Raw genomic sequence first — 22,894 nt, 5'->3', positions numbered from 1 at the left:
GTCATTGATCGCCGGGCGGCGGGCCTTCCGGCGACGCGGTCACGGTCGCGGGCCCGCCGGCCAACGGCGCGCCGCTGCCGCTGGCCGTCCCGGCGCGCTGGTACGACGCCAGTTCGTTCGAATAGCGCGCGGTCCGCACGCCGTTCACGTCGTAGTACTCCTCGACCGACTTGACCCATCGGCCCACCGACGGCACGTACCAGAACGCCTTGTAGGTCTTGCCGGTCTGTGCCACCGTCCCGTTGTTGCGGCTCTGCATCACGATCGTCGAGCCGCCGGCGTTGCGGGACACGCCGGACGTGATCGACTGTCCCGGCGCGGTTTGCGCGTTCCACGTCCCTTCGGCCTCGATCTTGATCGCATCGAACTTGCCGCCGGCCACGGTGACGGTATCGGGGCCGACCACCTTGTAATGCGTGTCGTACGCTTCCGACGCGTGCTGCGGATTCGGGTGCGCCTCGCTGTATTTGACCGTCCACGTCTTGCCGGCCGTCAGCGGAAACGCAAGCGGCCGGTTCACCACGGTTTCGGTGCCGTTGACGTTGCGCGAACGGCTCCAGTCCGCGTCGACGATCAACTCGCGCGGCGCCTGCGTCGTGCCGCTCTGCCGGGTTTCGACGTAGATGTGATCCGACGTGGTGCGCTGCACGGAAATCTGGTCGCGCGTCTGGCGCCAGCCGTTCGGGCCGATTTCGACCGTGTCGATGTAGGTCCAGGTATCGCCCGGCTTCAGCGCGGGCGCCGCGACCGATTGTGCGAGTGCGACGCCGGGGACGGCAGCGCACAGTAACAGCGTGGCAAGCGTGTTGTTTTTCATGGTGTCTGGAGGGGGGCCGACGGTCTCGCCGGGCAGCTTATCAACCCCACCTTTCAAACGGCATGACGCGTACGCCGCCGCCGCGACCGTGCGTTCGTTGACGCGTTGCCACATTGCCGTCGTGCTGGACGTCTGAAATGATATGTTATATCGTAGCGATACAATATATCATCCCCTGTCCAACGTCCCGCTTCCGGAATCGCCCGATGAACACCGCCCACCCGCCGTCCGCGCGGCTTCCCGTGACCGTCCTGTCCGGCTTTCTCGGCGCGGGCAAGACCACGCTGCTCAACCACATCCTCAATAACCGCGAAGGCCGCCGCGTCGCGGTGATCGTCAACGACATGTCCGAGGTCAACATCGACGCCGCGCTCGTCCGCGACGGCGGCGCCGGGCTGTCGCGCACCGACGAGAAGCTGGTCGAGATGAGCAACGGCTGCATCTGCTGCACGCTGCGCGAGGATCTGCTGATCGAGGTCGACCGGCTCGCGCGCGAAGGGCGCTTCGACCAGCTCGTGATCGAGTCGACCGGCATCTCCGAGCCGCTGCCGGTGGCCGAGACGTTCACGTTCGAAGGCGAGGACGGCCGCAGCCTCGGCGAAGTCGCGCGGCTCGACACGATGGTGACGGTGGTCGACGCGTTCAACTTCCTGCGCGACTACGCGTCGCGCGACAGCCTGCAGGCGCGCGGCGAATCGATGGGCGACGAGGATGCGCGCACGGTCGTCGATCTGCTGATCGACCAGATCGAGTTCTGCGACGTGATCGTGGTCAACAAGATCGACCTGATCGACGCGCCGGCCCGCGAGCGGCTGATCGCGCTGCTGCGCGGCCTGAATCCGCGCGCGCGGATCGAGATCGCCGAATTCGGCAAGGTGCCGCTCGAGCGCGTGCTCGACACCGGGCTGTTCGATTTCGATGCGGCGTCGCTCGCGCCGGGCTGGCTGCGGGAAATGCGCGGCACGCACACGCCCGAGACCGACGAATACGGGATCCGCAGCTTCGTCTATCGGGCGCGGCGGCCGTTTCATCCGCGGCGCTTCTTCGATCTCGTCGAAAGCGAATGGCCGGGCGTCGTTCGCTCGAAGGGCTTCTTCTGGATGGCCACGCATCCGACCCTCGCCGGTTCGTGGTCGCAGGCCGGCGCGGTCGCGCGGCACGGGCCGGCCGGTCACTGGTGGGCGGCCGTGCCGCCCGAGCGCTGGCCGCAGGACCCGGAGGCCATCGCGCAGATTCGCGCGCGGTGGGACGAGCGCGTCGGCGACGCGCGGCAGGAGCTCGTGCTGATCGGCATGGACATGGACGAGCCGGCGCTGCGCGCGCGCTTCGATGCGTGTCTGTTGACCGACGCCGAGATGGCCGCAGGCCCTGAACACTGGATCACGTGGGACAACCCGTTTCACGACTGGGCCTGACCCGAATGCGCTTCCTGCATCGAACCGGATGGAGAAGGCGCTCCACCGGACTCCGAGCATGAATGCACCGCTTCCCGATATTTCCGTGACCGACGCCGCGCCGCGGCACCGCCCGCTCGACTGGGTCGGCATGCAGGGCATCGACCTGCCCGTTGCGGTGGCCGAACCCGGCTGCCGGCGCGACGTGCATGCGCGCGCCGACATCCAGGTCGATCTGCCCGCGCCGCACGTGAAAGGCATCCACATGTCGCGGCTGTACCGGCTGCTCGACACGCTGGGCGACGGCGACGCGCTGTCGGCGGCCGGCCTGCGGCGCTTGCTGCACGAGATGGTCGACAGCCATCGCGACTGCGGCACGCGCAGCGCACGGCTGCGGCTGCATTTCGACCTGCTGGCGCGCCGTCCGGCGCTCGTCACCGCAGGGCTGGCCGGCTGGAAGTCGTATCCGGTGCGGCTCGACGCGACGCTGACGGGCGACCTGTTCGCGCTGCACGCGCAGGTGACGATCGTCTATGCGTCGACGTGCCCGTGCTCGGCCGCACTGTCGCGGCACTGGGTCGAACAGGCGTTTCTCGCCGTGTTCGGCCGCGACGATCGCGTGGAACCGGCCGCCGTCGCCGCATGGCTGCAGCGACACGCGACCGCCGCGACGCCGCACAGTCAGCGCAGCGAAGCGGTCGTCGACGTCGGGCTTGCCGCCGGCCACGCGCCCCTCGGGCTGATCGCGCTGATCGATCGCGTCGAGCATGCGCTCGGCACGCCGGTGCAGACCGCCGTGAAGCGCGCGGACGAACAGGCGTTCGCGGTGCTGAACGGCGAGAACCTGATGTTCGTCGAGGATGCCGCGCGGCGCGTCCAGGCGGCGCTGGACGGGGCCTATGCGAATCCGCGCGTTCACGTGCGTCATCTGGAAAGCCTGCATCCGCACGATGCGGTCGCGTGGGCGGCGCCGGCGCGTGACGCGTTTCCCGCATGCTGATCCGCAAGCTGTTCCGGTTCGAGAACGCGCACATCGTGCGCGGCTGCAGCACGCGGCGCTGCTCGCATTCGATCCACGGTCACTCGTACAAGGTCGAACTGCTGCTCGAAGCGCATGCGCTCGACAACGGGCAGATGGTGTACGACTTCGGGCTGCTCAAAGGCGACGTGCGCGACCTGATCGACGCGTTCGACCATGCGGTGACGCTGTGGTCCGGCGACGATCGCGACTACGTCGACAGCATGCGCCGGCACTCGGAGCGCTGGGTGCTGCTGCCCGTTTCGCCGAGTGCCGAGCAGTTCTCGCGCGTGCTGTTTCGTCTCGTCGACGCGGTGCTGTCCGGCACCGCGATGTCGAACGGCGAGGCCGACGTACATCTGCATTCGGTGATCGTTCACGAAACCGAGACCGGCTACGCGCAGTGTTTCCGCGACGATGCGTTCAATCCGCGCATGGGCCGCATCGATCTCGACGCGATCGTGTTCTCGCCGGCCATCGCCGCGCAGTGGCGCGATCCCGGCCTGTTCGACCGGCTCGCGCGCGATCGCGTCCCATCTATGCAGGAATCCCGATGATCAGAAAGAACCCGCGCGGCGACCTGCCGCGGATCCACCCGAACGCGTTCGTCGATCCGACCGCCATTCTGTGCGGCCGCGTGATCGTCGAGGAGAACGTGTTCATCGGCCCGTACGCGGTGATCCGCGCCGACGAAACGGACGCCGACGGCGAGATCGCGCCGATCGTGATCGGCGCGCATTCGAACATCCAGGACGGTGTCGTGATCCATTCGAAGTCGGGCGCGAGCGTCACCATCGGCCGGCATACGTCGATCGCGCATCGCGCGATCGTGCACGGGCCATGCAAGGTCGGCGACGGCGTGTTCGTCGGGTTCAACAGCGTGCTGTTCAACTGCACGATCGACGACGGTTGCGTCGTGCGCTACAACGCGGTCGTCGACGGCTGCCGTCTGCCGCCGGGCTTCTACGTGCGCTCGACCGAGCGCATCGGGCCGGAAACCGACCTCGCGGCGTTGCCGCAGGTCAGCGCCGATGCGAGCGACTTCTCCGAGGACGTCGCGCGCACGAACAATGCGCTGGTGCTTGGCTACAAGCACATCCAGAACGAGTTCTGACCGATGACCGAACGCATGCGACAGCCAGCCGGCGACGGTGACGCATTCGACGCGGCAGCGCGGCGTCATGCGGATCTGCTCGTGCACGGCGGCACGGTGATGACGCCCGGCGGCGCCGAGCGGATCGACGTGGCGTGTGCGGGCGGCCGCGTGGTTGCGCTGGGCGCATTGCGCGGAAGCTGGCATGCCGACGTGTTGCTCGATGCCGGCGGACTGCACGTGCTGCCGGGTGTCGTCGACAGTCAGGTGCATTTCCGCGAACCGGGCCTGATGCACAAGGAGACGTTCGAGGCCGGCACGCGCGGCGCGGTGCTCGGCGGCGTCACGGCCGTCTTCGAGATGCCCAATACGCAGCCGCTGACGCTGGACGAACACGCTCTGCGTGCGAAGCTGGATCTTGCGCGCGGCCGGGCGTGGTGCGATTACGCGTTCTACGTCGGCGGGTCTGCCGTGAACGCGGAACGGTTGCCGTCGCTCGAAAGCCTGCCCGGCTGCGCGGGCGTGAAGGTGTTCATGGGCAGTTCGTTCGGCGACCTGCTGGCCGACGACGACACCGTATTGCGCCGCATCCTGCGGCACGGCCGCCGGCGCATGGCCGTGCACGCCGAGGACGAAGCGCGGCTGCGCGCGCGCAAGGCGATCGTCGAAGCGAGCGGCGACGTGCGCGACCATCCGCGCTGGCGCGACGACGAAAGCGCGCTGATCGCGACGCGGCGCATCGTCGGGCTGGCTGCGCAGGCGGGGCGGCGTCTGCACGTGCTGCATGTCTCCACCGCACAGGAAATGGCGTTTCTCGCGCGGCATCGGCGGCGCGTGACGGTCGAAGTCACGCCGCACCACCTGAGCCTGCATGCGCCCGACTGCTACGAGCGGCTGGGCACGTTCGCGCAGATGAATCCGCCCGTGCGCGAGCGGCATCATCAGTACGCGCTGTGGCAGGCCGTTCGCGACGGCCTGGTCGACGTGATCGGCAGCGATCACGCGCCGCATACGCGCGAAGAAAAGGGCCGCCCGTATCCGCAGTCGCCGAGCGGGATGACCGGCGTGCAGACGCTGCTGCCGCTGATGCTCGACCACGTGCATGCCGGCCGCCTGAGCCTCGAACGGCTCGTCGATCTCACGAGTGCGGGCCCGGCGCGGATCTTCGGCATCGAAGGCAAGGGGCGGATTGCACTCGGCTACGACGCCGACTTCAGCATCGTCGACCTGCGTGCGCGCCGGATCGTCCGCAATGAATGGATCGCGAGCGTGAGCGGCTGGACGCCTTACGACGGTTGCGCGGTTACCGGCTGGCCCGTGCATACCGTCGTGCGCGGGCAGGTTGCCGTGCGCGACGGTGCGCTGAACGGGCAGCCGGCGGGGCGGCCGGTTGCGTTTCTGGATGCGGATGCGCCGCCGGCTTGACGCGTTTCGGCGGAATCCCGGTTTCGGCGGCGTGCACACCGTCGATTTGCGTGAGCGTGCTCACCGCGCCGGCAACGCGTCCGCCAGCGCGCGCATTGCCTCCACCGTCTGCGGATTCGCCGGGAAGAACGCCTCGATCGCCAGCTCCGACAGCGTGACGTCGACCGGCGTGCCGAACACCGTCGTCGTGCTGAAGAAGGTCAGCTCGCCGGCCGCCGTGCGCAGCCGCAGCGGCACCGCGATGTCCGCGTAGTCGGCGCGCGCGGCCGGGTCGTCGGGCTGGCCGGCCGGCGCCGGGTACGCGGCGAGTTCGTCGCGCAGCGTATGCAGCGTGCGGTCGCCGCTCGCGTCGATCTGCCGTTGCAGCCGATGCAGGATATGCGCGCGCCATTCGTGCCAGTTGACGATCTGCGACGCAAGGCCGTCCGGATGCAGGCTCAGGCGCAGCACGTTGACGGGCGGCTGCAGCAGCGCCGGATCGGCCTGCGCGACCAGCGCGCCGAGCATCCGGTTCGCGGCGAGCAAGGTCCAGTGACGATCTACCGCGAGCGCCGGATACGGCTCGTGGCCGCGCAGCACTGCTTCGACCGCGCCGCGCGCCGCATCGAGCTGCGGATCCGAAAACGGCCGCTCGCGAAAGAGCGGCGCATAGCCGGCCGCGACGAGCAGCGCATTGCGCTCGCGCAGCGGCACGTCGAGGCGCTCCGCGAGATGCAGCACCATGTCGCGGCTCGGCTGCGCACGCCCCGATTCGACGAAGCTCAGGTGCCGCGCCGACACCTCCGCTTCGAGCGCGAGCGCCATCTGGCTCAGGCGCCGGCGTTGACGCCACGTGCGCAGCAGCGGGCCGATGCCGGACGCGCGGCCGGCGGACGGGGGGAGCGAATGAAGGGTGGCGGTCGGGTTCATGCCCACGATGATAGGCAATCCTGCGCGCGTCGGGCATTACCTGCGAGGTAAGCATTCCGGGGCGGCCGGCAGCGCCGACTGCGCGCCGGCGCCCGCGGCGCGCCTTCATCGCCGGTTCCAGGCGGTGGACGGCGGATGCGTCGCCGCAGTGCGGTCAGGCGTCGCGATGACGCAGCTCGACGCGCTTGATGTCCTTCACGATCACGAGATAGCTGAACACCGTGACGAGCGCGTTCAGCCCGACGAACACGAGCGCGCCGTTGAACGAGCCGCTCGCGCCGACCAGGTAGCCGATCGCGATCGGCGCGACGATGCCGGCCGTGTTGCCGAACATGTTGAACAGGCTGCCCGACAGGCCGATCGCTTCCTTCGGCGCGGTGTCCGCGATGACCGCCCAGCCGAGCGAGCCGATCCCCTTGCCGAAGAACGACACGGCCATCAGCACGATCACGAGCGCTTCGCTGTCGACGTAATTGCAGCCGATGATGACCATCGACAGCAGCATCCCGCCGACGATCGGAATCTTGCGCGCGAGCGTCAGCGACACGCCGCGACGGATCAGCGTATCCGACAGCATCCCGCCGAGCACGCCGCCGAGGAACCCGCAGATCGCCGGCAGCGACGTCATGAAACCGGCCTTCAGCAGCGACATTCCTCGCGCCTGCACGAGGTAGATCGGGAACCACGTGAGGAAGAAGTAGGTGAGCACGTTCACGCAGTACTGGCCGAGATAGACGCCGAGCAGCATCCGGTTCGACAGCAGCTGGCGCACGTAGTACCAGCCCGCGACGCGATTGCCGGCAAACGCCGTGCCGTTGCCGCGCACCCCGGTCGGCCGGCGCGTCGTGCGCACGAGGCCGCCGCCCTGCTCGATATGCTCGAGTTCCGCGCGATTCACCGCCGGATGGTCGGCCGGATCCTTCATCACGCGCAGCCACAGGAATGCGAGCGCGATGCCGGCGAGGCCGAGCCACAGATACACCTGATGCCAGCCGTACGCATGCGTGAGCCACGCCATCAGCGGCGAGAACACCACCGCCGCGAAATACTGCGCGGCGTTGAAGATCGCCGATGCCGTGCCGCGCTCGGCGGTCGGGAACCAGCTCGCGACGACCTTCGCATTCGCGGGAAACGCGGGCGCTTCGGCGATGCCGACCGCGAAGCGCATCACGAACAGCGCCGTCACCGCGAATGCCGCGCTGCCGCCGAGACCGATCGTGCTCTGCAGCAGCGTGAACGCCGACCACAGAAAGATGCTCGTCGCATACACGCGCCGCGCGCCGAAGCGGTCGAGCAGCCAGCCGCTCGGCAACTGCGCGAGCACGTATGCCCAGCTGAACGCCGAGAAGATGTAGCCCATCGTCACCGGATCGATGCCGAATGCCTTGCGGATCGGCGTGCCGGTGATCGACAGCGTCGCGCGGCGCCGGCGAGATCGATCGGGAGATCGCGAGAAGTGGTCTGATTAGGCACTTTAATGTACGTCGTCGTATGACATGGACGGAATTTTATGAGTAATGACAGGCAGCAGAAACCTCGGGTTTTCCCTTTGAAAGATGACGTGAAAAGGTAAGAAACACGCGGGTACACTAGATGCATAAGGCTTCCGCGATGGTGATGGCAGGTTCGGCACGCCATGCGAATATTGAAATGGCGTCGGCAGACATCGTATCTGTTGCGCTACAATGAGCCCATCATTCCCGAACCACGGAGCACACCCCATGCAACTGACTGGAGAGATGCTGATCGGCGCCGACGCGGTGGCCGGCTCGGCCGGTACCTTGCGCGCGTTCGACCCGACGAAGGGCGCGCCGATCGATGCGCCGGCGTTCGGCGTCGGGACGCAGGCCGACGTCGAGCGCGCGTGCGAACTCGCGCGCGACGCCTTCGACGCGTACCGCGCGCAGCCGCTCGCGGCCCGCGCGGCGTTTCTCGAAGCGATCGCCGACGAAATCGTCGCGCTCGGCGATGCGCTGATCGAACGCGCACACGCCGAAACGGGCCTGCCCGTCGCACGCCTGCAGGGCGAGCGCGGCCGCACCGTCGGCCAGCTCCGGCTGTTCGCGCGCGTCGTGCGCGACGGGCGTTTCCTCGCCGCGTCGATCGATCCGGCGCAGCCGGCGCGCACGCCGCTGCCGCGCTCGGACCTGCGGCTGCAGAAAGTCGGGCTCGGGCCCGTCGTCGTGTTCGGCGCGAGCAACTTCCCGCTCGCGTTTTCGGTGGCCGGCGGCGATACCGCGTCGGCGCTGGCGGCCGGTTGCCCGGTGATCGTCAAGGCGCACGAAGCGCACCTCGGCACGTCCGAACTGGTCGGACGCGCGATCCGCGCCGCCGTCGCGAAATGCGGGATGCCGGCCGGCGTGTTTTCGCTGCTGATGGGCCCCGGCCGCGTGATCGGCGCGGCGCTCGTCAGCCACCCGGCGATCCAGGCCGTCGGCTTCACCGGGTCGCGCCAGGGCGGCATGGCGCTCGTGCAGCTCGCGAACGCGCGCCCGCAGCCGATTCCCGTCTATGCGGAAATGAGCAGCATCAACCCGGTCGTGCTGTTCCCGTCCGCGCTGGCCGCGCGCGGCGACGCGATCGCGACGGGCTTCGTCGATTCGCTGACGCTCGGCGTCGGCCAGTTCTGTACGAACCCCGGCCTCGTGCTGGCGATCGACGGCCCCGATCTCGACCGCTTCGAGTCCGTCGCCGCGCAGGCGCTCGCGAAGAAGCCGGCCGGCGTGATGCTCACGCGCGGCATCGCCGACGCGTACCGCAACGGCCGCGGCAAGCTGGCCGAACTGCCGGGCGTGCGTGAAATCGGCGCGGGCGAGGCTGCGCAGACCGAATGCCAGGCGGGCGGCGCGCTGTACGAAGTCGCCGCACCGGCGTTCCTGGCCGAGCCGGCGTTCAGCCACGAAGTGTTCGGGCCGGCATCGCTGATCGTGCGCTGCCGCGATCTCGACGAAGTCGCGCGCGTGCTCGACGCGCTGGAAGGCCAGCTGACGGCCACGCTGCAGATGGACGCCGACGACAAGCCGCTCGCGCGCCGCCTGCTGCCGATTCTCGAACGCAAGGCCGGGCGCCTGCTCGTCAACGGCTACCCGACCGGCGTCGAGGTGTGCGATGCGATGGTGCACGGCGGGCCGTTCCCGGCCACGTCGAACCCGGCCGTCACGTCGGTCGGCGCGACCGCGATCGACCGTTTCCTGCGGCCGGTGTGCTACCAGGACTTCCCGGACGATCTGCTGCCCGAAGGGTTACAGGAAAGCAATCTGCTCGCGATTCCGCGTTTGCGGGACGGCAAGGCGGAGTAAGGGGCGGTGGCGCGGGGCGCAAGCCCGGGCCGCTTGCCGGACGAATGAAAGCGGGGGCGGCCGGCTGGCTGCCTCCGCTTTTTTCATGGCGGCTTCCGCGTTGCCGGAATTTCTCCTACAGTAGCGAAGCCCCGGGCCGGCCGGCTCGCGGGCGAGCCTGAGAGCCCGGCAAAAGATCAACAAGGAGCCACCCGATGAACATCAGCAAGCGCGGCGATCACCTGTTCGCCGCCGGATTGTGGAAAGCGATCGGCGACGTCGCGCATTCCGTGCGCAGCCGGATCGGTCAGTACAGCGAAGGGCGCGTGCTCGCGAATGCGCTGCTCGAATTCCAGCGCGACCTGGGCGGCAGCGAATTCGACGTGACGATCAACCAGGGGCGGCCCGTGACGGACTCGGACGCGCATTCGCTCATGTTCGGCCTGGCCGTCCGCCGTTTCAGGCAGGACATGGAGGCGCTGGTGTTCGCGCTGGAGCATCGCCGCAGCATCGACGAACGCGACCAGAACCTGCGCACCGAAGCGCTGATGCAGGCCAACAGCCAGCTCACCACCGCGAAGCAGTCCGCGACGATCACGGTCGGCCGGTTCTTCGATGCGGTCGTCGACCGCGACGTGCTGGGGCAGATTCTCGGCGGCGAATCGAACGCGCGCGCGCGTGCGGGTGCGCAGGGACAGATCGAGGCGACCCGGATCAAGCTCGGCAACGTGCGCCACCGGATCATCGGCGTCATCGCGCAGATGTGAAGGCGCGCTGCGCGGCGGGGTGCGTCGCGCGGCTGTCGCCGCAAACGGCCGCGGCCGGCAAAAGCCGGCCGCGATGCAAAACAGGCAAACCAGCCGGCCGCCGCGCCGCAGAGGGCGCCGCGCCGGCCGTCCCCGCTTACTGCGGGCCCATCTTCTTGATCAGCACGTCCAGCTCGGCCACTTCGGCGTCGGTCAGGTCGACGAGCGGTGCGCGCACCGGGCCCGCGTCGTGGCCGACGAGCTTCGCGCCCGCCTTCACGATGCTGACCGCGTAGCCCGCGCGGCGGTTGCGGATCTGCAGGTACGGCAGGAAGAACTCGTCGATCAGGCGGCCGACCGTTGCGTGGTCGTCCTTCGCGATCGCTTCGTAGAATGCCATCGCCGTCTTCGGGATGAAGTTGAACACCGCCGACGAGTACACCGGCACGCCGAGCGCCTTGTACGCGGCGGCGTAGACTTCGGCCGTCGGCAGGCCGCCGAGGTACGCGAAGCGGTCGCCCAGGCGGCGGCGGATCGTGACCATGCCCTCGATTTCGCCGACGCCGTCCTTGAAGCCGATCAGGTTCGGGCAACGGTCGGCCAGCCGCTCGAGCATGTCGGCGTTCAGCTTCGAATTCGCGCGGTTGTACACCACGACACCGATCTTCAGCGAACGGCAGACCTGCTCGACGTGCTCGGCGATCCCTTCCTGGCTCGCTTCGGTCAGGTAGTGCGGCATCAGCAGCACGCCGCTCGCGCCGAGGCGCTCGGCTTCCTGCGCATATTCGATGGCGACGCGCGTGGCACCGCCCGCGCCGGCGAGGATCGGCACCTTGCCCTTGCAGGTTTCCGTCGCGACGCGGATCACGTCCGAGTATTCGCGCTGCGTGAGCGAGAAGAATTCACCGGTGCCGCCGGCTGCGAACAGCGCGGTCGCGCCGTACGGCGCCAGCCATTCGAGGCGCTCGGCGTAGGTGGTCGGGCGGAAGCTGCCGTCCGCGTCGAAGTCCGTCAGCGGAAACGACAGCAGGCCGTGGGAGATGATCTGTTTGAGTTCTTGCGGTGAGGTCATGGTTGGGTCGTCCGTCTAGCGCGAGTGCTGGGTTCGTCGGGAACGGCATACGAGCCACATTGGCGATGTCGTTGTATGTCATCGTACAACGAGGGGAAGGGTGACGCAAGCGGTTTGCTCTCAGATTGTAGGTAGGGTCTTTCCGGATAAGGGTTTACGTACTATCCCGGATGCGCGTTGAATGTCGTATGATGACTAACGATATCACCGGTAGCTTCCAGGAATTCCGATGACTGCTTCTCCTCTCTATATCCGCGTGCATCCGGACGACAACGTCGCCATCGTCGTCAACGACGGCGGCTTGCCCGAGGGCGCGACGTTCGCCGACGGGCTCACGCTGCGCGAAGGCGTGCCGCAAGGGCACAAGGTGGCGCTCGCCGATCTCGCGGCCGGCGATCCGATCGTCCGCTACAACGTCGTGATCGGCTACGCGCTCACCGACCTGCGCCGCGGCAGCTGGGTCAATGAACGCACGATGCGCATGCCCGAGCCGCCGGGGCTCGACGACCTGCCGCTCGCGACGCGCGCCGCGCCGGCGCTCGCGCCGCTCGAAGGCTATACGTTCGAAGGCTTCCGCAATGCGGACGGCTCCGTCGGCACGCGCAACATCCTCGCGATCACGACGACCGTGCAATGCGTGTCGGGCGTCGTCGAGCATGCGGTGAAGCGGATCAAGGACGAACTGCTGCCGCGCTACCCGAACGTCGACGACGTGGTCGGGCTCGAACATACGTACGGCTGCGGCGTCGCGATCGATGCGCCCGATGCCGACATCCCGATCCGCACGCTGCGCAACATCAGCCTGAACCCGAACTTCGGCGGCGAGGTGATGACGGTCAGCCTCGGCTGCGAGAAGCTGCAGCCCGAGCGCCTGCTGCCGCCCGGCGCGATTCCGGTGGCGGCCGACGGCGCGACGGACAACGGCGGCGTCGTGTGCCTGCAGGATGCCGCGCACGTCGGCTTCAATTCGATGATCGACTCGATCATGAAGATGGCCGAATCGCATCTCGAGCGGCTGAACCGCCGCCGTCGCGAAACCTGCCCGGCGTCGGAGCTCGTCGTCGGCGTGCAGTGCGGCGGCAGCGATGCGTTCTCCGGGCTCACCGCGAACCCGGCGGTCGGTTTCGCGGCCGACCTGCTCGTGCGCGCGGGCGCGACGATCATGTTCTCCGAAGTGACCGAAGTGCGCGACGGCGTTGCGCAACTCACGTCGCGCGCGGCGAACGAGGACGTCGCCCGCGAGATCATCCGCGAGATGGACTGGTACGACCGCTACCTGCAGCGCGGCCGCGTCGACCGCAGCGCGAACACGACGCCCGGCAACAAGAAGGGCGGGCTGTCGAACATCGTCGAGAAGGCGATGGGCTCGATCGTGAAGTCGGGCAGCGCGTCGATTGCCGGCGTCGTGCGTCCGGGCGACCGCGCGCGGCGCAAGGGGCTGCTGTACGCGGCGACGCCCGCGAGCGACTTCATCTGCGGCACGCTGCAGCTCGCGGCCGGGATGAACCTGCACATTTTCACGACCGGCCGCGGCACGCCGTACGGCCTCGCCCAGGTGCCGGTGATCAAGGTCGCGACGCGCAGCGATCTCGCGCGCCGCTGGCACGACCTGATGGATCTCGACGCGGGGCAGATCGCGACCGGCGCGGCCACGATCGAGGACGTGGGTTGGGAGCTGTTCCGGCTGATGCTCGACGTCGCGAGCGGCAAGCGCCGCACGTGGGCCGAGCAATGGAAGCTCGCGAACGCGCTGACGCTGTTCAACCCGGCGCCGGTGACCTGATACGCGTGGTGGTCGTGGCCGACGATGCGGGCGCCTTCGGGTGCCCGTTTTTCGTTGCGGCGCGCGGTCACGGCCGCGCGCGTCAGTCGCAGCCGATCGGCAGCGACAGCCCGACTTTCACGCGCGACATCACGACCATCGTTTCGAAGTGACGGATGTTGTGGTGCTGCCGGAATACGCGCGTGGAAAATTCCTCGTAGTGGTCGATATCGCGCATCGCGATCATCAGCACGAAATCGGCGCGGCCCGTCACCACATAGCACTGCATGACTTCCGGCAGCGATTTCAGAAACCGCTTGAACTCGTCGAGCAGGTCGACCCGTTCGCGCTCGACCTGCACGAGCACGAGCATCGTCAACGGCAGGCCGACCTTGTTCGGGTCGACGACGGCCACGTCCTGCTGGATATAGCGCTCGTCGCGCAGCCGCTTCACGCGGCGCAGGCACGCGGGCGGGCTCAGGCCGATCTCGGCGGCGAGCGCCTGGTTGGTGATCTGGTTGTCGTGCTGGAGGCGGGCGAGGATGCGCAGGTCGAAGTCGTCGAGCGGCGCGGCGGCGGTGTTCATCGGATTTCCTTCGGGAAGAAAAAACGAAACGAATTCACGAAACGAGCCGGTCGATGTTTATCGGATTTCGTGAGGGATATCGATAATCGTAGCATCCGTCAACGATGAAGCCGCGAGGAAAACATCATGGGTTCCCGACGTTTGCTGCTGGCGCTTGCGCCGCTTGTACTGGCCATTCCCGCGTTCGGCGCGGACACGGTGGTCGTGGGTTTTGCCGGTGCGCTCACGGGCGCGCAGGCCCATTTCGGCGAGGACAGCGCCCGCGGCATCCGGCTCGCGATCGACGAAATCAACGCAATGCATCCGAGCGTCGCCGGGCATCCGGTCACGTTCGCGCTCGACGCACAGGACGACCAGGCCGATCCGAAGGTCGCGACGACGGTTGCGCAGCGCTTCGTCGACACGCACGTCAGCGCAGTGATCGGGCACCAGAACTCGGGCACGTCGATCGCCGTCGCGCGGCTCTATGCGACGGCGAACATCGCGGAGCTGACGCCGTCGGCCACCAATCCGGCGTTCACCCGGCTCGGCTACCGCACCACGTTCCGGCTGCTCGCGAACGACGATTTTCTCGGGCAGGCCGTCGCCCGTTACGCGGTCGAGCAACTGCACGCGCGCCGGATCGGGGTCGTCGACGATCGCACGGCCTACGGGCAAGGCATCGCGGACGTGTTCGTCGCCGGGCTCGCGAAGTCGGGCTCGGCCGTCGTCGCGCGCGAATACACGACCGACAAGGCGTTCGACTTTGCCGCGTCGCTGACGCTGCTCAAGGGCAAGACGCCCGACGCGATCTTCTTCGGCGGGATGGACACGCAGGGCGGCCCGATGCTCAAGCAGATGAAGAAGCTGCGGATCGACGTGCCGCTGCTGGGCGGCGACGGGCTGTGCACGCACGAGATCCTGGCGCTCGCGGGCGATGCGCTCGATGGCAATCTCGTGTGCGCCGACGGCGGCCGCAGCCTCGCGAAGATGCCGGGCGGCCCGGCGTTCGCGGCGCGCTTCACGCAAAAATACGGCGCACCCGTGCAGCTCTACGCGCCGTATGCGTACGACGCGATGATGGCCGTCTATCACGCGGTGATGCTCGCCCAGTCCACCGATCCCGCGAAGATCGCCGATGCGCTGCATCGTGTCGACTTCCAGGGCGTGACCGGCCGCATCGCATTCGATGCGCATGGCGAACTGCGCAACCCGGCGGCAACGATTTCGACGTTCAAAGGAGGCAACAAGGTGACTTTGTCGGAGGTGGTCAAATGAGTACGCGGATTCTCCCGGTGGGAACGGCATCGCTGCGCGATACCGCACGTCCGGTCGACGACGTTGCGGCGCCGGCCGTGCACGACGCGGCCTGCGCATTGCGCGCTGCGCTGCGCGCATTTCGCGACGAGCACGGCTTCGGTCGCGCAATCGCCGCGCCGCAGATCGGCATCGGGCAGCGGATGATCGCGCTCGCGCTGGACGGCTGGCCCGACGTGATCGTGAACCCCGAGATCGTGTGGCGCAGCGACGCGCGGATGACACTGTGGGACGACTGCATGTGCTTTCCGGACCTGTTCGTGCGCGTCGAGCGCCATGCATCGGTGAGCGTGCGCTACACCACGCTCGATGGTGAGCCGCATCGGCGCGACGCGCTGTCGCCCGCCGAATCGGAGCTGATGCAGCACGAGATCGATCATCTTGACGGCACGCTGTCGTTCGATCGGGCGGCCGGGTCGAATGCGGTCGTGCATCGCAGCGCGTTCGACGCCGATCGCGCGTCGTTCGCCGCGCAGGTCGACTACACGCCGCACGCGCCCGAGGAGACGCGCATGGCGCCGCATGGCATTCCGTCCGTCGAAGCGCCCGCGTTTCCGCAGGGCGCCGCCTACATGAACGGCCGCTTCATCCCGATCGCCGATGCGCGCGTATCGGTGCTCGACTGGGGCTTCCTGCATTCCGACGTCACGTACGACACCGTGCACGTCTGGAACGGCCGGTTCTTCCGGCTCGACCGGCATATCGCGCGGTTCAGGCGCTCGCTCGCGAGGTTGCGGCTGAATGTGACGCTGACCGACGATGCGCTGCGCGACATTCTCGTCGAGTGCGTGCGTCGCTCGGGGCTGCGCCACGCCTACGTCGAGATGCTGTGTACGCGCGGCGTGTCGCCCACCTTCAGCCGCGACCCGCGCGATGCCGTGAACCAGTTCGTCGCGTTCGCGGTGCCGTACGGTTCGGTCGCGAACGAGCGGCAGTTGCGCGAAGGGCTGCACCTGCACGTGATCGACGACGTGCGGCGGATTCCGCCCGAATCGGTCGATCCGCAGATCAAGAACTACCATTGGCTCGACCTCGTCGCCGGGCTGCTGAAGGGCTATGACGCGGGCGCGGAGTCGGTCCTGCTGAAGTGCACGGACGGCAGTATCGCGGAAGGGCCCGGATTCAACGTGTTCGTCGTGCGCGACAGCCGGCTGTACACGCCCGAGCGCGGCGTGCTGCACGGCATCACGCGACAGACCGTGTTCGAGCTGGCGGCGGCGATGGGCATCGACGCGCAGGCCGTCCGCCTCGACGAGGCGCAGTTGCGCGACGCGGACGAAGTGTTCATCACGTCGACGGCGGGCGGGATCATGCCGGTCACGCGGCTGAACGACGTGGCGATCGGCGATGGACGACCGGGCGCGCTCACGCGCCGGCTGTTCGACGCGTACTGGGCGAAGCACGGCGATCCGGCGTGGAGCCTCGCAGTCGATTACGCGGACGGCTGAACGCGGCGGGCGGCGCGGGCGCGATTTCGTTACCTCGCACGTAATCGACCGTCCGCGCGAGGCCGGCGACGATGGCGGCACGCGGACACGACAGGTTCGCGACATCGTCTCTCACCGACACAAGGAGCCTCGCCATGAATACCGCCCAAACCGCCCGGTCCGCTCACGCCGACCTGATCGACCGCTACTTCGATGCATGGAACGAATCCGACGTCGCGCGCCGTCGCGTGTTGATCGATGCGACCTACGCGCGCGATGCGGCCTATCGCGATCCGCTGATGGCCGGCGACGGCCACGCCGGCATCGACACGATGATCGCCGCGGTGCAGGCGCGTTTCCCCGCGTACCGCTTTCACCGCACGACCGACGTCGACGGGTTCGGCCAGCACCTGCGGTTTTCGTGGGCGCTCGTGTCGCCCGACGGCGCGGCGATCGTGAAGGGCTCGGATTTCGGCACCGTCGATGCATCCGGCCGTCTGCAATCGGTCACGGGTTTCATCGACGAAATGCCGGCCGCGGCGGCGTGACGCGAACGACGCACGCCCGGCCGCCGCCGGGATCGGGTAACGTTATGCGATTCGTTCCCGATCCCGGAGACTTGCCGACATGCTGAAAAATCTCGATCCGCTGTTGCACGCCGACATCCTGCACGCGCTGCGCGCGATGGGCCACGGAGATGAAGTCGCGATCTGCGATGCGAACTTTCCGGCCGAATCGGTCGCGCAGCACACCGTCGTGGGCCGCGCGCTGCGCATCGACGGCGCGGACTCGGCGCGCGTCGCGCGCGCGGTGCTGTCCGTGCTGCCGCTCGACACGTTCGTCGACACGCCCGCATGGCGGATGGAAGTCGTCGGCGATCCGGCCGCGGTGCCGCCCGTGCAGCGCGAGGTGCAGGCCGAGATCGATCGCGCGGAAGGGCGCGCGGTGCCGCTCGCGGGCATCGACCGGTTCGCGTTCTACGAGCGCGCGCAGCATGCGTATGCGGTGATCGTCACCGGCGAGTCGCGCGGCTACGGCTGCTTCCTGTTCAAGAAGGGCGTGCTGTTGAGCGACGCGGGCTAAACGCCTTTTTCGTCGTACCGGCCGGCCGGTACGCCCGCCGCAGTGTAAAGATTTGCTACAACCTTTTGCTTGGACACCGCGGAAAGACCCTCTATGCTGGCCCATTTGCCGCGGGCCCCGCAGGGTTGCGCGGCCCGAACCGCACGGGCACGCGCCGTGCGGACGGCCGAATTGCATACGAGGAGAAAGGCATGACGCGTACCGTCGATTCCGGCGTCATTTTTTTCGCACGCCTGGCGCTGGCGGCGTTGTTCTTGTGGGGCGGCATCATGAAGCTGCTCGGCTACAGCGACTTCGTCGCGTATCTGCACGCGCTGAACGTGCCCTATCAGCAAGTCGTCGCACCGATCGTCGTCGCGATCGAGGGGCTGGGCGGCCTGCTGCTGATCGTCGGCTACAAGGTGCGGCCGCTCGCGCTGCTGATGGCGGTCTACACGATCGCGACCGCGATGGTCGGTCACAATTTCTGGGACGCGACCAACGCCGCCGTCCAGCACGACATGGTGATCCACTTCTGGAAGAACGTCGCGATCTCCGGCGGTTTCCTGCTGCTGTTCGTCACGGGCGCGGGTGGCGCGAGCATCGATGCGCTGCGCCGTCCGAGTTCGTCGTACGGCGTGCTGCGCTGAGCTGCCCCGCGCGGCCGCGCTGAAGCCAATCAAAAGGGCCGAATCCCGCGGCGTGCGGGATTCGGCCCTTTGTTCATGACGCGGCGCGTGCGCGCCGGCGTTCAGCGTGCGTCCTTCAGGTCCTTCGCATCCTTCGAGAACTGCACGGCGATCCCGCCGAGCACGCAGATCACGGCGACGTACACCACCGGCGCGAGCGGATTCGACTTCATCATCAGCGACACGATCACGGGCGTCAGGCCGCCGAAGATCGCATACGCGACGTTGTACGAGAACGAGATGCCCGAGAAGCGCACGACGGCCGGGAAGCTGCGCACCATCACGAACGGCACCGCGCCGATCGTGCCGACCATGAAGCCGGCGATCCCGTAGTACAGCGGCAGCGTCGACGCGTCGGCCGCGACCTGCACGAACAGCAGGTAATAGCACGCGGCCAGCACGATGCCGCCGATGCCGAGCACGCGCTTCGCGCCGATCCGGCCCGCGAGCGAGCCGGCGGTGATGCAGCCGGCCGTCAGGCACAGCGTCGCGATGCTGTTCGCGAACAGCGTGGTCGCGGGCGCCAGGTGGAACTGCTTCTGCAGCAGCGCGGGCGTCATCAGGATCACGACGACGATCGCCGCCGACAGCATCCACGTGAGCAGCATCGACACGATCACCGCGCGGCCGTGGTCGCGCAGCACGGCCTTCAGCGGGATCTCGGCCGCGAGCGCCTTCTTCGCCTTCATCTCGGCGAACACCGGCGTCTCGTGCAGCCAGCGGCGCAGGTATACGGAGAACAGGCCGAACACGCCGCCGAGCAGGAACGGAATGCGCCACGCGAATGCGGTGACTTCGGCGCCCGAGTAGCGGCTGTTGACGCCTGCCGCGACGAGCGAGCCGAGCAGGATGCCGGCCGTGAGGCCCGCGGTCAGCGTGCCGCACGCATAACCGATGTGGCGCGACGGCACGTGTTCGGATACGAACACCCACGCGCCCGGCACTTCGCCGCCGACCGCCGCGCCCTGCAGCACGCGGAACAGCAGCAGCAACACCGGCGCGAGGATGCCGACCGTGTCGTAGGTCGGCAGCAGGCCCATCAGCAGCGTCGGCACCGACATCATCAGCACGCTCAGCGTGAACATCCGCTTGCGGCCGAACAGGTCGCCGAAGTGCGCCATGATCACGCCGCCGAGCGGACGCGCGAGATAGCCGGCCGCGAAGATGCCGAACGTCTGCAACTGGCGCAGCCAGTCGGGAATGTCGTGCGGGAAGAACAGCTGCCCGATCGCGGGCGCGAAGAACACGAAGATGATGAAGTCGTAGAACTCGAGCGCGCCGCCGAGTGCGGCAAGGCCAAGGGTTTTGTAGTCGCTGCGCGTGAGCGCGCGTTCGGCGGCGCGGGGCACGCCGCTCAATTCGGATGCTTGCATGGTCAGAACGATCGGTATTCGAATGTTGTTGTCGGTGCTGCGTCTCCAGGGCCCGCTATTGGCTGGACTGGCTAGGCGCGCCTGCATCGTCGAAAGTGTGCCGGGCGCCGGATAGGGCGCGCGACACGCGCCATTGCACCGGGATGGGGCGCAACGCAGACGAAGCGTGAAAGCGGGTGGGAGGATTCTACAGGAGCGCGAAATACGCGCGCGCGGGGTTGCGCCGAGGAACGCTTCGGACTTCGCCGGGCGTGAAATGCACGCGGCGCGGCAGGCGGATGAACCGCTTGCCGCGCCGCGCGGGACGGAGGTTCGGGGTTATCAGTTGCCGGCGATCGTATCGACCGGCTTGAACGCGCCGTGCTCGACCTTGTAGATCGTGACCGGCGCATCCTTCAGGTCGCCCTTCGCGTCGTACGCGATGCTCGGCGCCGACACGCCCTTGACCGACACCTTGCCGAGATACGGCGTATAGACTTTCGGGTCGGTCGAGTTCGCGTTCTTCATCGCGGTGAGCAGCGCGATCGTGCCGTCGTACGAGTAGGGCGAGTAGGTGATCACGTCTTCGTTGAAGCGTGCCTTGTAGCGTGCCGCGTAGCCGGCGAAGCCCGGCATCTTCTCCTTCGGCAGCCCGCCCATGTAGACGATCGCGCCTTCGGCCGCTTCGCCGCCCACCTTCAGGAAGGTCGGCGAGCGCGACATCTCGCCGGTCACGAAGGCCGACTTCATGCCGAGCTGGCGCATCTTGCGGATCATCGGCGACGATTGCGCATCGCCGCCGCCGTAGAAGATCGCGTCGGGGTTGATGCCCTTCAGGTTGGTCAGGATCGCCGAGAAGTCGAGCGCCTTGTCGTTCGTGAAGTCGCGCTTGACGATCGTGCCGCCCGCGGCCTGCACGGCCTTCGCGAATTCGTCGGCGATGCCCTGGCCGTAGGCCGTGCGGTCGTCGATGATCGCGACGCGCTTGAAGTGCAGCGTCTTCACCGCATATGTGCCGACGATGCGGCCGGCCTGCGCGTCGCTCGTCAGCAGCCGGAAGGTCGTCTTGTAGCCGCGCGCCGTGTATTGCGGCGACGTCGCCATCGAGATCTGCGGCAGCCCCGCGCGATCGTACAGGTCGGACGCCGGAATGCTCGTGCCCGAGTTGAAGTGGCCGATGATCCCGCTGACGTTGTCGTCGATCAGCCGCTGCGCGACGGTGGTGCCGGTGCGCGGATCGGCCTGGTCGTCCTGCGAGTCGAGCTGGAACGTGACCGGCTTGCCGCCGATCGTCGGATGCGTTGCGTTGAAGTCGGCGATCGCGAGTTGCACGCCCTTCTGCATGTCGGTGCCGTAGTTCGACTGCGGCCCCGTCAGCGGTGCGGCGAAACCGATCTTGACGACGTCGGCGGCGATGGCGTGTGCGCCCGACAGTGCGCAGGCGGCAGCCAGCGCGACGTGCGATACCTTCAGCTTCACTTTCACTTCCCCTTGATGGCGTGGTTGGGCCGCCGCCGGCTGGCTGGCCGGTGCGGTAAGCCGGGCGAGACGTATCGGTTGGCCGGCCTGGATGAAAGCCGTGCGGGCTCGCCGGACGCCGCGCGCTGTGCCGGAATCGGCGTGCGGGGCGGCGGCGGGATGTCGTCTCGTGACCGTTGAGCGAAGTCTAGATAGCGAAAATACGCGCGTCTTGCGCGTTCGGTACGCAGCCGGCGACGATTTCGGCATATCGTCGAATACCCTGATATATGCTGAAATCGTCATTCTCCATGCGCAAACGCGCCAAGACGCGATGCGCCGGCATTTTTAGGATGGCGGGTTCGGGGGCGCGCGGCCGAGCGCCGATGCGGTACGCCGGCATCGCGGCGCATCGCATCGCGGCGGCGGTGCGACGTGGCGAAACGTGCGGAATGTGCGAAGCGTGCGTCAAAGCGCGGCACACACGCGGCGTAGTCGTTGCGCACACAACCGCATGCGGCACGCCGCCCCGTCGGCCGTCGCCAGCCGACGACTATCCACCGCGATCCGCCGTGCCCGCGGATTGCACTGCCTCCCGGGATCGCCGCCACGCGTTCGAGGGGGCGCTTCTATAATCGACGCCATCAGCCATTCGCTTTGCAGATGCCGGGATGACGACCTTGCTTGCCGTACCGCCCATGAGCCTGTCCGACACATTGCGCTACCAGCCCGACAATGCCGATTTCGGCGCGATGCTCGCGCACTTCCGCCTGCTCGAACCGGTGTTCGACGCGCTGCCCGACGTCGCGTTCTTCGTGAAGGACGCGAACGGTCGCTACGCGCTCGTCAATCGCACGCTCGCGATGCGCTGCGGCTACAAGGACAAGCGCGACCTGCTCGGCAAGACGACCGACGAAGCGTTTCCGCGCCGCTTCGGCCGCACCTATTTCGAGCAGGACATGGCGACGATCAACGCCGGCCAGCAACTGATGGACCAGCTCGAGCTGCACCTGTATCCGGGGCGTCAGCCGGGCTGGTGCCTGACCTGCAAGGAGCCGCTGCGCGACGCGGCCGGCAAGGTGGTCGGGCTCGCGGGCATCTCGCGCGACCTGAAGGCGCACGAAGGGTCGCATCCGGCGTACAGCAAGCTCGCCGACGTGGTCCAGCACATCCAGGATCACTATGTTCAGCCGCTGAACCTGAAGCAGCTCGCGCAGATGGCCGGGATGTCGGTTGCGCAGCTGGAACGCTACTTCCACAAGGTGTTTCACCTGACGCCGCGCCAGGTGCTGTTGAAAACGCGGCTCGACGCGGCCACGGCGCTGCTCGTCACGCACGACAAGGTGACGGACGTCGCGGCGTTATGCGGCTATACGGATCACAGCGCGTTTACGCGCCAGTTCAAGGCGACGGTCGGCGTGACGCCGACCGAATACCGGCTGATGCTGCAGGACCGGACGGGATGACGCGACGCACCGGCCGCGCGCCGGCATGTCGGAAGGATCGGGGT

20 protein-coding genes and 1 pseudogene are annotated in these 22,894 nt (G+C 67.8%); 14 read left to right on the top strand and 7 right to left on the bottom strand.

The genetic code is table 11. From position 1 onward, the window contains the following. Position 1: 1 nt before the first annotated feature. Positions 2-817: a hypothetical protein gene (locus BME24068_RS28230; RefSeq protein ID WP_174928014.1), complete on the bottom strand. Its 816-nt coding sequence runs from the start codon at positions 815-817 to the stop codon at positions 2-4. Between the two features lie 206 nt (positions 818-1,023). Between BME24068_RS28230 and zigA the strand changes: the two genes are divergently transcribed. From zigA to BME24068_RS28205, 5 genes are read left to right on the top strand one after another with little or no spacing between them, the layout of a single operon-like run. Next, positions 1,024-2,232 (top strand): zinc metallochaperone GTPase ZigA, encoded by a 1,209-nt coding sequence (gene zigA / locus BME24068_RS28225; RefSeq protein WP_174928013.1) that lies wholly within the window; start codon positions 1,024-1,026, stop codon positions 2,230-2,232. Between the two features lie 58 nt (positions 2,233-2,290). Further along, positions 2,291-3,211, top strand: coding sequence for a GTP cyclohydrolase FolE2 (gene folE2 / locus BME24068_RS28220; RefSeq protein ID WP_174928012.1), 921 nt, complete (start codon positions 2,291-2,293; stop codon positions 3,209-3,211). Next, the gene (locus BME24068_RS28215; protein WP_174928011.1) at positions 3,205-3,786 is read left to right on the top strand and encodes a 6-pyruvoyl trahydropterin synthase family protein; all 582 of its coding nucleotides are present in this window, start codon (positions 3,205-3,207) and stop codon (positions 3,784-3,786) included. Before folE2 ends, BME24068_RS28215 begins: the two co-directional genes overlap by 7 nt. After that, positions 3,783-4,343: a gamma carbonic anhydrase family protein gene (locus BME24068_RS28210; RefSeq protein WP_096506619.1), complete on the top strand. Its 561-nt coding sequence runs from the start codon at positions 3,783-3,785 to the stop codon at positions 4,341-4,343. The genes BME24068_RS28215 and BME24068_RS28210 overlap by 4 nt, the downstream gene beginning before the upstream one ends. Positions 4,344-4,346: 3 nt before the next feature. Beyond that, complete coding sequence (locus BME24068_RS28205; RefSeq protein WP_096506620.1) at positions 4,347-5,747, top strand: dihydroorotase; 1,401 nt, start codon at positions 4,347-4,349, stop codon at positions 5,745-5,747. Between the two features lie 60 nt (positions 5,748-5,807). On the opposite strand, the gene BME24068_RS28200 is transcribed toward BME24068_RS28205, so the two are convergent. After that, entirely contained in the window at positions 5,808-6,656 is an 849-nt protein-coding gene (locus BME24068_RS28200; RefSeq protein ID WP_174928050.1) for a helix-turn-helix domain-containing protein, read from the bottom strand. Positions 6,657-6,810: 154 nt separating this feature from the next. Continuing rightward, positions 6,811-8,129, bottom strand: a pseudogene (locus BME24068_RS28195) (MFS transporter). Positions 8,130-8,377: 248 nt separating this feature from the next. On the opposite strand from BME24068_RS28195, the gene BME24068_RS28190 reads away from it, so the two are divergent. Both BME24068_RS28190 and BME24068_RS28185 read left to right on the top strand, forming a co-directional pair. Further along, positions 8,378-9,955 carry an aldehyde dehydrogenase (NADP(+)) gene (locus BME24068_RS28190; RefSeq protein WP_174928010.1) on the top strand — a complete coding sequence of 526 codons (1,578 nt, stop codon included), beginning with the start codon at positions 8,378-8,380 and terminating at the stop codon, positions 9,953-9,955. 194 nt (positions 9,956-10,149) lie between these two features. Then, the gene (locus BME24068_RS28185) at positions 10,150-10,701 is read left to right on the top strand and encodes a hypothetical protein (RefSeq protein WP_096506624.1); all 552 of its coding nucleotides are present in this window, start codon (positions 10,150-10,152) and stop codon (positions 10,699-10,701) included. Positions 10,702-10,837: 136 nt separating this feature from the next. Here BME24068_RS28185 and kdgD read toward each other — a convergent pair whose 3' ends face one another. Next, complete coding sequence (gene kdgD, locus BME24068_RS28180; RefSeq protein WP_096506625.1) at positions 10,838-11,752, bottom strand: 5-dehydro-4-deoxyglucarate dehydratase; 915 nt, start codon at positions 11,750-11,752, stop codon at positions 10,838-10,840. Between the two features lie 229 nt (positions 11,753-11,981). On the opposite strand from kdgD, the gene garD reads away from it, so the two are divergent. Further along, positions 11,982-13,535 (top strand): galactarate dehydratase, encoded by a 1,554-nt coding sequence (garD, locus tag BME24068_RS28175; protein WP_174928009.1) that lies wholly within the window; start codon positions 11,982-11,984, stop codon positions 13,533-13,535. A gap of 82 nt (positions 13,536-13,617) precedes the next feature. Here garD and BME24068_RS28170 read toward each other — a convergent pair whose 3' ends face one another. Further along, positions 13,618-14,100: an Lrp/AsnC family transcriptional regulator gene (locus BME24068_RS28170; protein WP_174928008.1), complete on the bottom strand. Its 483-nt coding sequence runs from the start codon at positions 14,098-14,100 to the stop codon at positions 13,618-13,620. A 126-nt stretch (positions 14,101-14,226) separates the two neighbouring features. On the opposite strand from BME24068_RS28170, the gene BME24068_RS28165 reads away from it, so the two are divergent. From BME24068_RS28165 to BME24068_RS28145, 5 genes are all read left to right on the top strand, one after another. Further along, entirely contained in the window at positions 14,227-15,357 is a 1,131-nt protein-coding gene (locus tag BME24068_RS28165; RefSeq protein ID WP_174928007.1) for a branched-chain amino acid ABC transporter substrate-binding protein, read from the top strand. Beyond that, a complete protein-coding gene (locus BME24068_RS28160; protein WP_174928006.1) occupies positions 15,354-16,844 on the top strand; it encodes an aminotransferase class IV in 1,491 nt (496 codons plus the stop codon). Before BME24068_RS28165 ends, BME24068_RS28160 begins: the two co-directional genes overlap by 4 nt. 134 nt (positions 16,845-16,978) lie before the next feature. Next, positions 16,979-17,371 carry a nuclear transport factor 2 family protein gene (locus tag BME24068_RS28155; RefSeq protein WP_174928005.1) on the top strand — a complete coding sequence of 131 codons (393 nt, stop codon included), beginning with the start codon at positions 16,979-16,981 and terminating at the stop codon, positions 17,369-17,371. A 79-nt stretch (positions 17,372-17,450) separates the two neighbouring features. Further along, positions 17,451-17,906: an RbsD/FucU family protein gene (locus BME24068_RS28150; RefSeq protein WP_174928004.1), complete on the top strand. Its 456-nt coding sequence runs from the start codon at positions 17,451-17,453 to the stop codon at positions 17,904-17,906. A gap of 191 nt (positions 17,907-18,097) precedes the next feature. Then, complete coding sequence (locus BME24068_RS28145) at positions 18,098-18,535, top strand: DoxX family protein (RefSeq protein ID WP_096506655.1); 438 nt, start codon at positions 18,098-18,100, stop codon at positions 18,533-18,535. Between the two features lie 101 nt (positions 18,536-18,636). On the opposite strand, the gene BME24068_RS28140 is transcribed toward BME24068_RS28145, so the two are convergent. After that, positions 18,637-19,947, bottom strand: a complete 1,311-nt coding sequence (locus BME24068_RS28140) for an MFS transporter (protein WP_174928003.1) — start codon at positions 19,945-19,947, stop codon at positions 18,637-18,639. A 321-nt stretch (positions 19,948-20,268) separates the two neighbouring features. Further along, a complete protein-coding gene (locus BME24068_RS28135) occupies positions 20,269-21,405 on the bottom strand; it encodes a branched-chain amino acid ABC transporter substrate-binding protein (RefSeq protein WP_096506656.1) in 1,137 nt (378 codons plus the stop codon). Between the two features lie 650 nt (positions 21,406-22,055). Between BME24068_RS28135 and BME24068_RS28130 the strand changes: the two genes are divergently transcribed. Next, entirely contained in the window at positions 22,056-22,850 is a 795-nt protein-coding gene (locus BME24068_RS28130; RefSeq protein ID WP_174928002.1) for an AraC family transcriptional regulator, read from the top strand. Positions 22,851-22,894: the final 44 nt, after the last annotated feature.

Source organism: Burkholderia anthina (genome assembly GCF_902498995.1).
GTDB classification, from domain to species: domain Bacteria; phylum Pseudomonadota; class Gammaproteobacteria; order Burkholderiales; family Burkholderiaceae; genus Burkholderia; species Burkholderia anthina.
This window is presented reverse-complemented; position numbering and strand designations above follow the sequence as displayed.

What these genes read in the sequence shown, in the direction of transcription:
- BME24068_RS28200 (WP_174928050.1), bottom strand. Translation starts at nt 6,656, where the DNA reads ATGAACCCGACCGCCACCCTTCATTCGCTCCCCCCGTCCGCCGGCCGC.
- BME24068_RS28210 (WP_096506619.1), top strand. Translation starts at nt 3,783, where the DNA reads ATGATCAGAAAGAACCCGCGCGGCGACCTGCCGCGGATCCACCCGAAC.
- BME24068_RS28205 (WP_096506620.1), top strand. Translation starts at nt 4,347, where the DNA reads ATGACCGAACGCATGCGACAGCCAGCCGGCGACGGTGACGCATTCGAC.
- BME24068_RS28230 (WP_174928014.1), bottom strand. Translation starts at nt 817, where the DNA reads ATGAAAAACAACACGCTTGCCACGCTGTTACTGTGCGCTGCCGTCCCC.
- BME24068_RS28130 (WP_174928002.1), top strand. Translation starts at nt 22,056, where the DNA reads ATGACGACCTTGCTTGCCGTACCGCCCATGAGCCTGTCCGACACATTG.
- BME24068_RS28140 (WP_174928003.1), bottom strand. Translation starts at nt 19,947, where the DNA reads ATGCAAGCATCCGAATTGAGCGGCGTGCCCCGCGCCGCCGAACGCGCG.
- zigA (WP_174928013.1), top strand. Translation starts at nt 1,024, where the DNA reads ATGAACACCGCCCACCCGCCGTCCGCGCGGCTTCCCGTGACCGTCCTG.
- garD (WP_174928009.1), top strand. Translation starts at nt 11,982, where the DNA reads ATGACTGCTTCTCCTCTCTATATCCGCGTGCATCCGGACGACAACGTC.
- BME24068_RS28160 (WP_174928006.1), top strand. Translation starts at nt 15,354, where the DNA reads ATGAGTACGCGGATTCTCCCGGTGGGAACGGCATCGCTGCGCGATACC.
- BME24068_RS28185 (WP_096506624.1), top strand. Translation starts at nt 10,150, where the DNA reads ATGAACATCAGCAAGCGCGGCGATCACCTGTTCGCCGCCGGATTGTGG.
- BME24068_RS28155 (WP_174928005.1), top strand. Translation starts at nt 16,979, where the DNA reads ATGAATACCGCCCAAACCGCCCGGTCCGCTCACGCCGACCTGATCGAC.
- kdgD (WP_096506625.1), bottom strand. Translation starts at nt 11,752, where the DNA reads ATGACCTCACCGCAAGAACTCAAACAGATCATCTCCCACGGCCTGCTG.
- BME24068_RS28150 (WP_174928004.1), top strand. Translation starts at nt 17,451, where the DNA reads ATGCTGAAAAATCTCGATCCGCTGTTGCACGCCGACATCCTGCACGCG.
- BME24068_RS28165 (WP_174928007.1), top strand. Translation starts at nt 14,227, where the DNA reads ATGGGTTCCCGACGTTTGCTGCTGGCGCTTGCGCCGCTTGTACTGGCC.
- BME24068_RS28145 (WP_096506655.1), top strand. Translation starts at nt 18,098, where the DNA reads ATGACGCGTACCGTCGATTCCGGCGTCATTTTTTTCGCACGCCTGGCG.
- BME24068_RS28170 (WP_174928008.1), bottom strand. Translation starts at nt 14,100, where the DNA reads ATGAACACCGCCGCCGCGCCGCTCGACGACTTCGACCTGCGCATCCTC.
- folE2 (WP_174928012.1), top strand. Translation starts at nt 2,291, where the DNA reads ATGAATGCACCGCTTCCCGATATTTCCGTGACCGACGCCGCGCCGCGG.
- BME24068_RS28190 (WP_174928010.1), top strand. Translation starts at nt 8,378, where the DNA reads ATGCAACTGACTGGAGAGATGCTGATCGGCGCCGACGCGGTGGCCGGC.
- BME24068_RS28215 (WP_174928011.1), top strand. Translation starts at nt 3,205, where the DNA reads ATGCTGATCCGCAAGCTGTTCCGGTTCGAGAACGCGCACATCGTGCGC.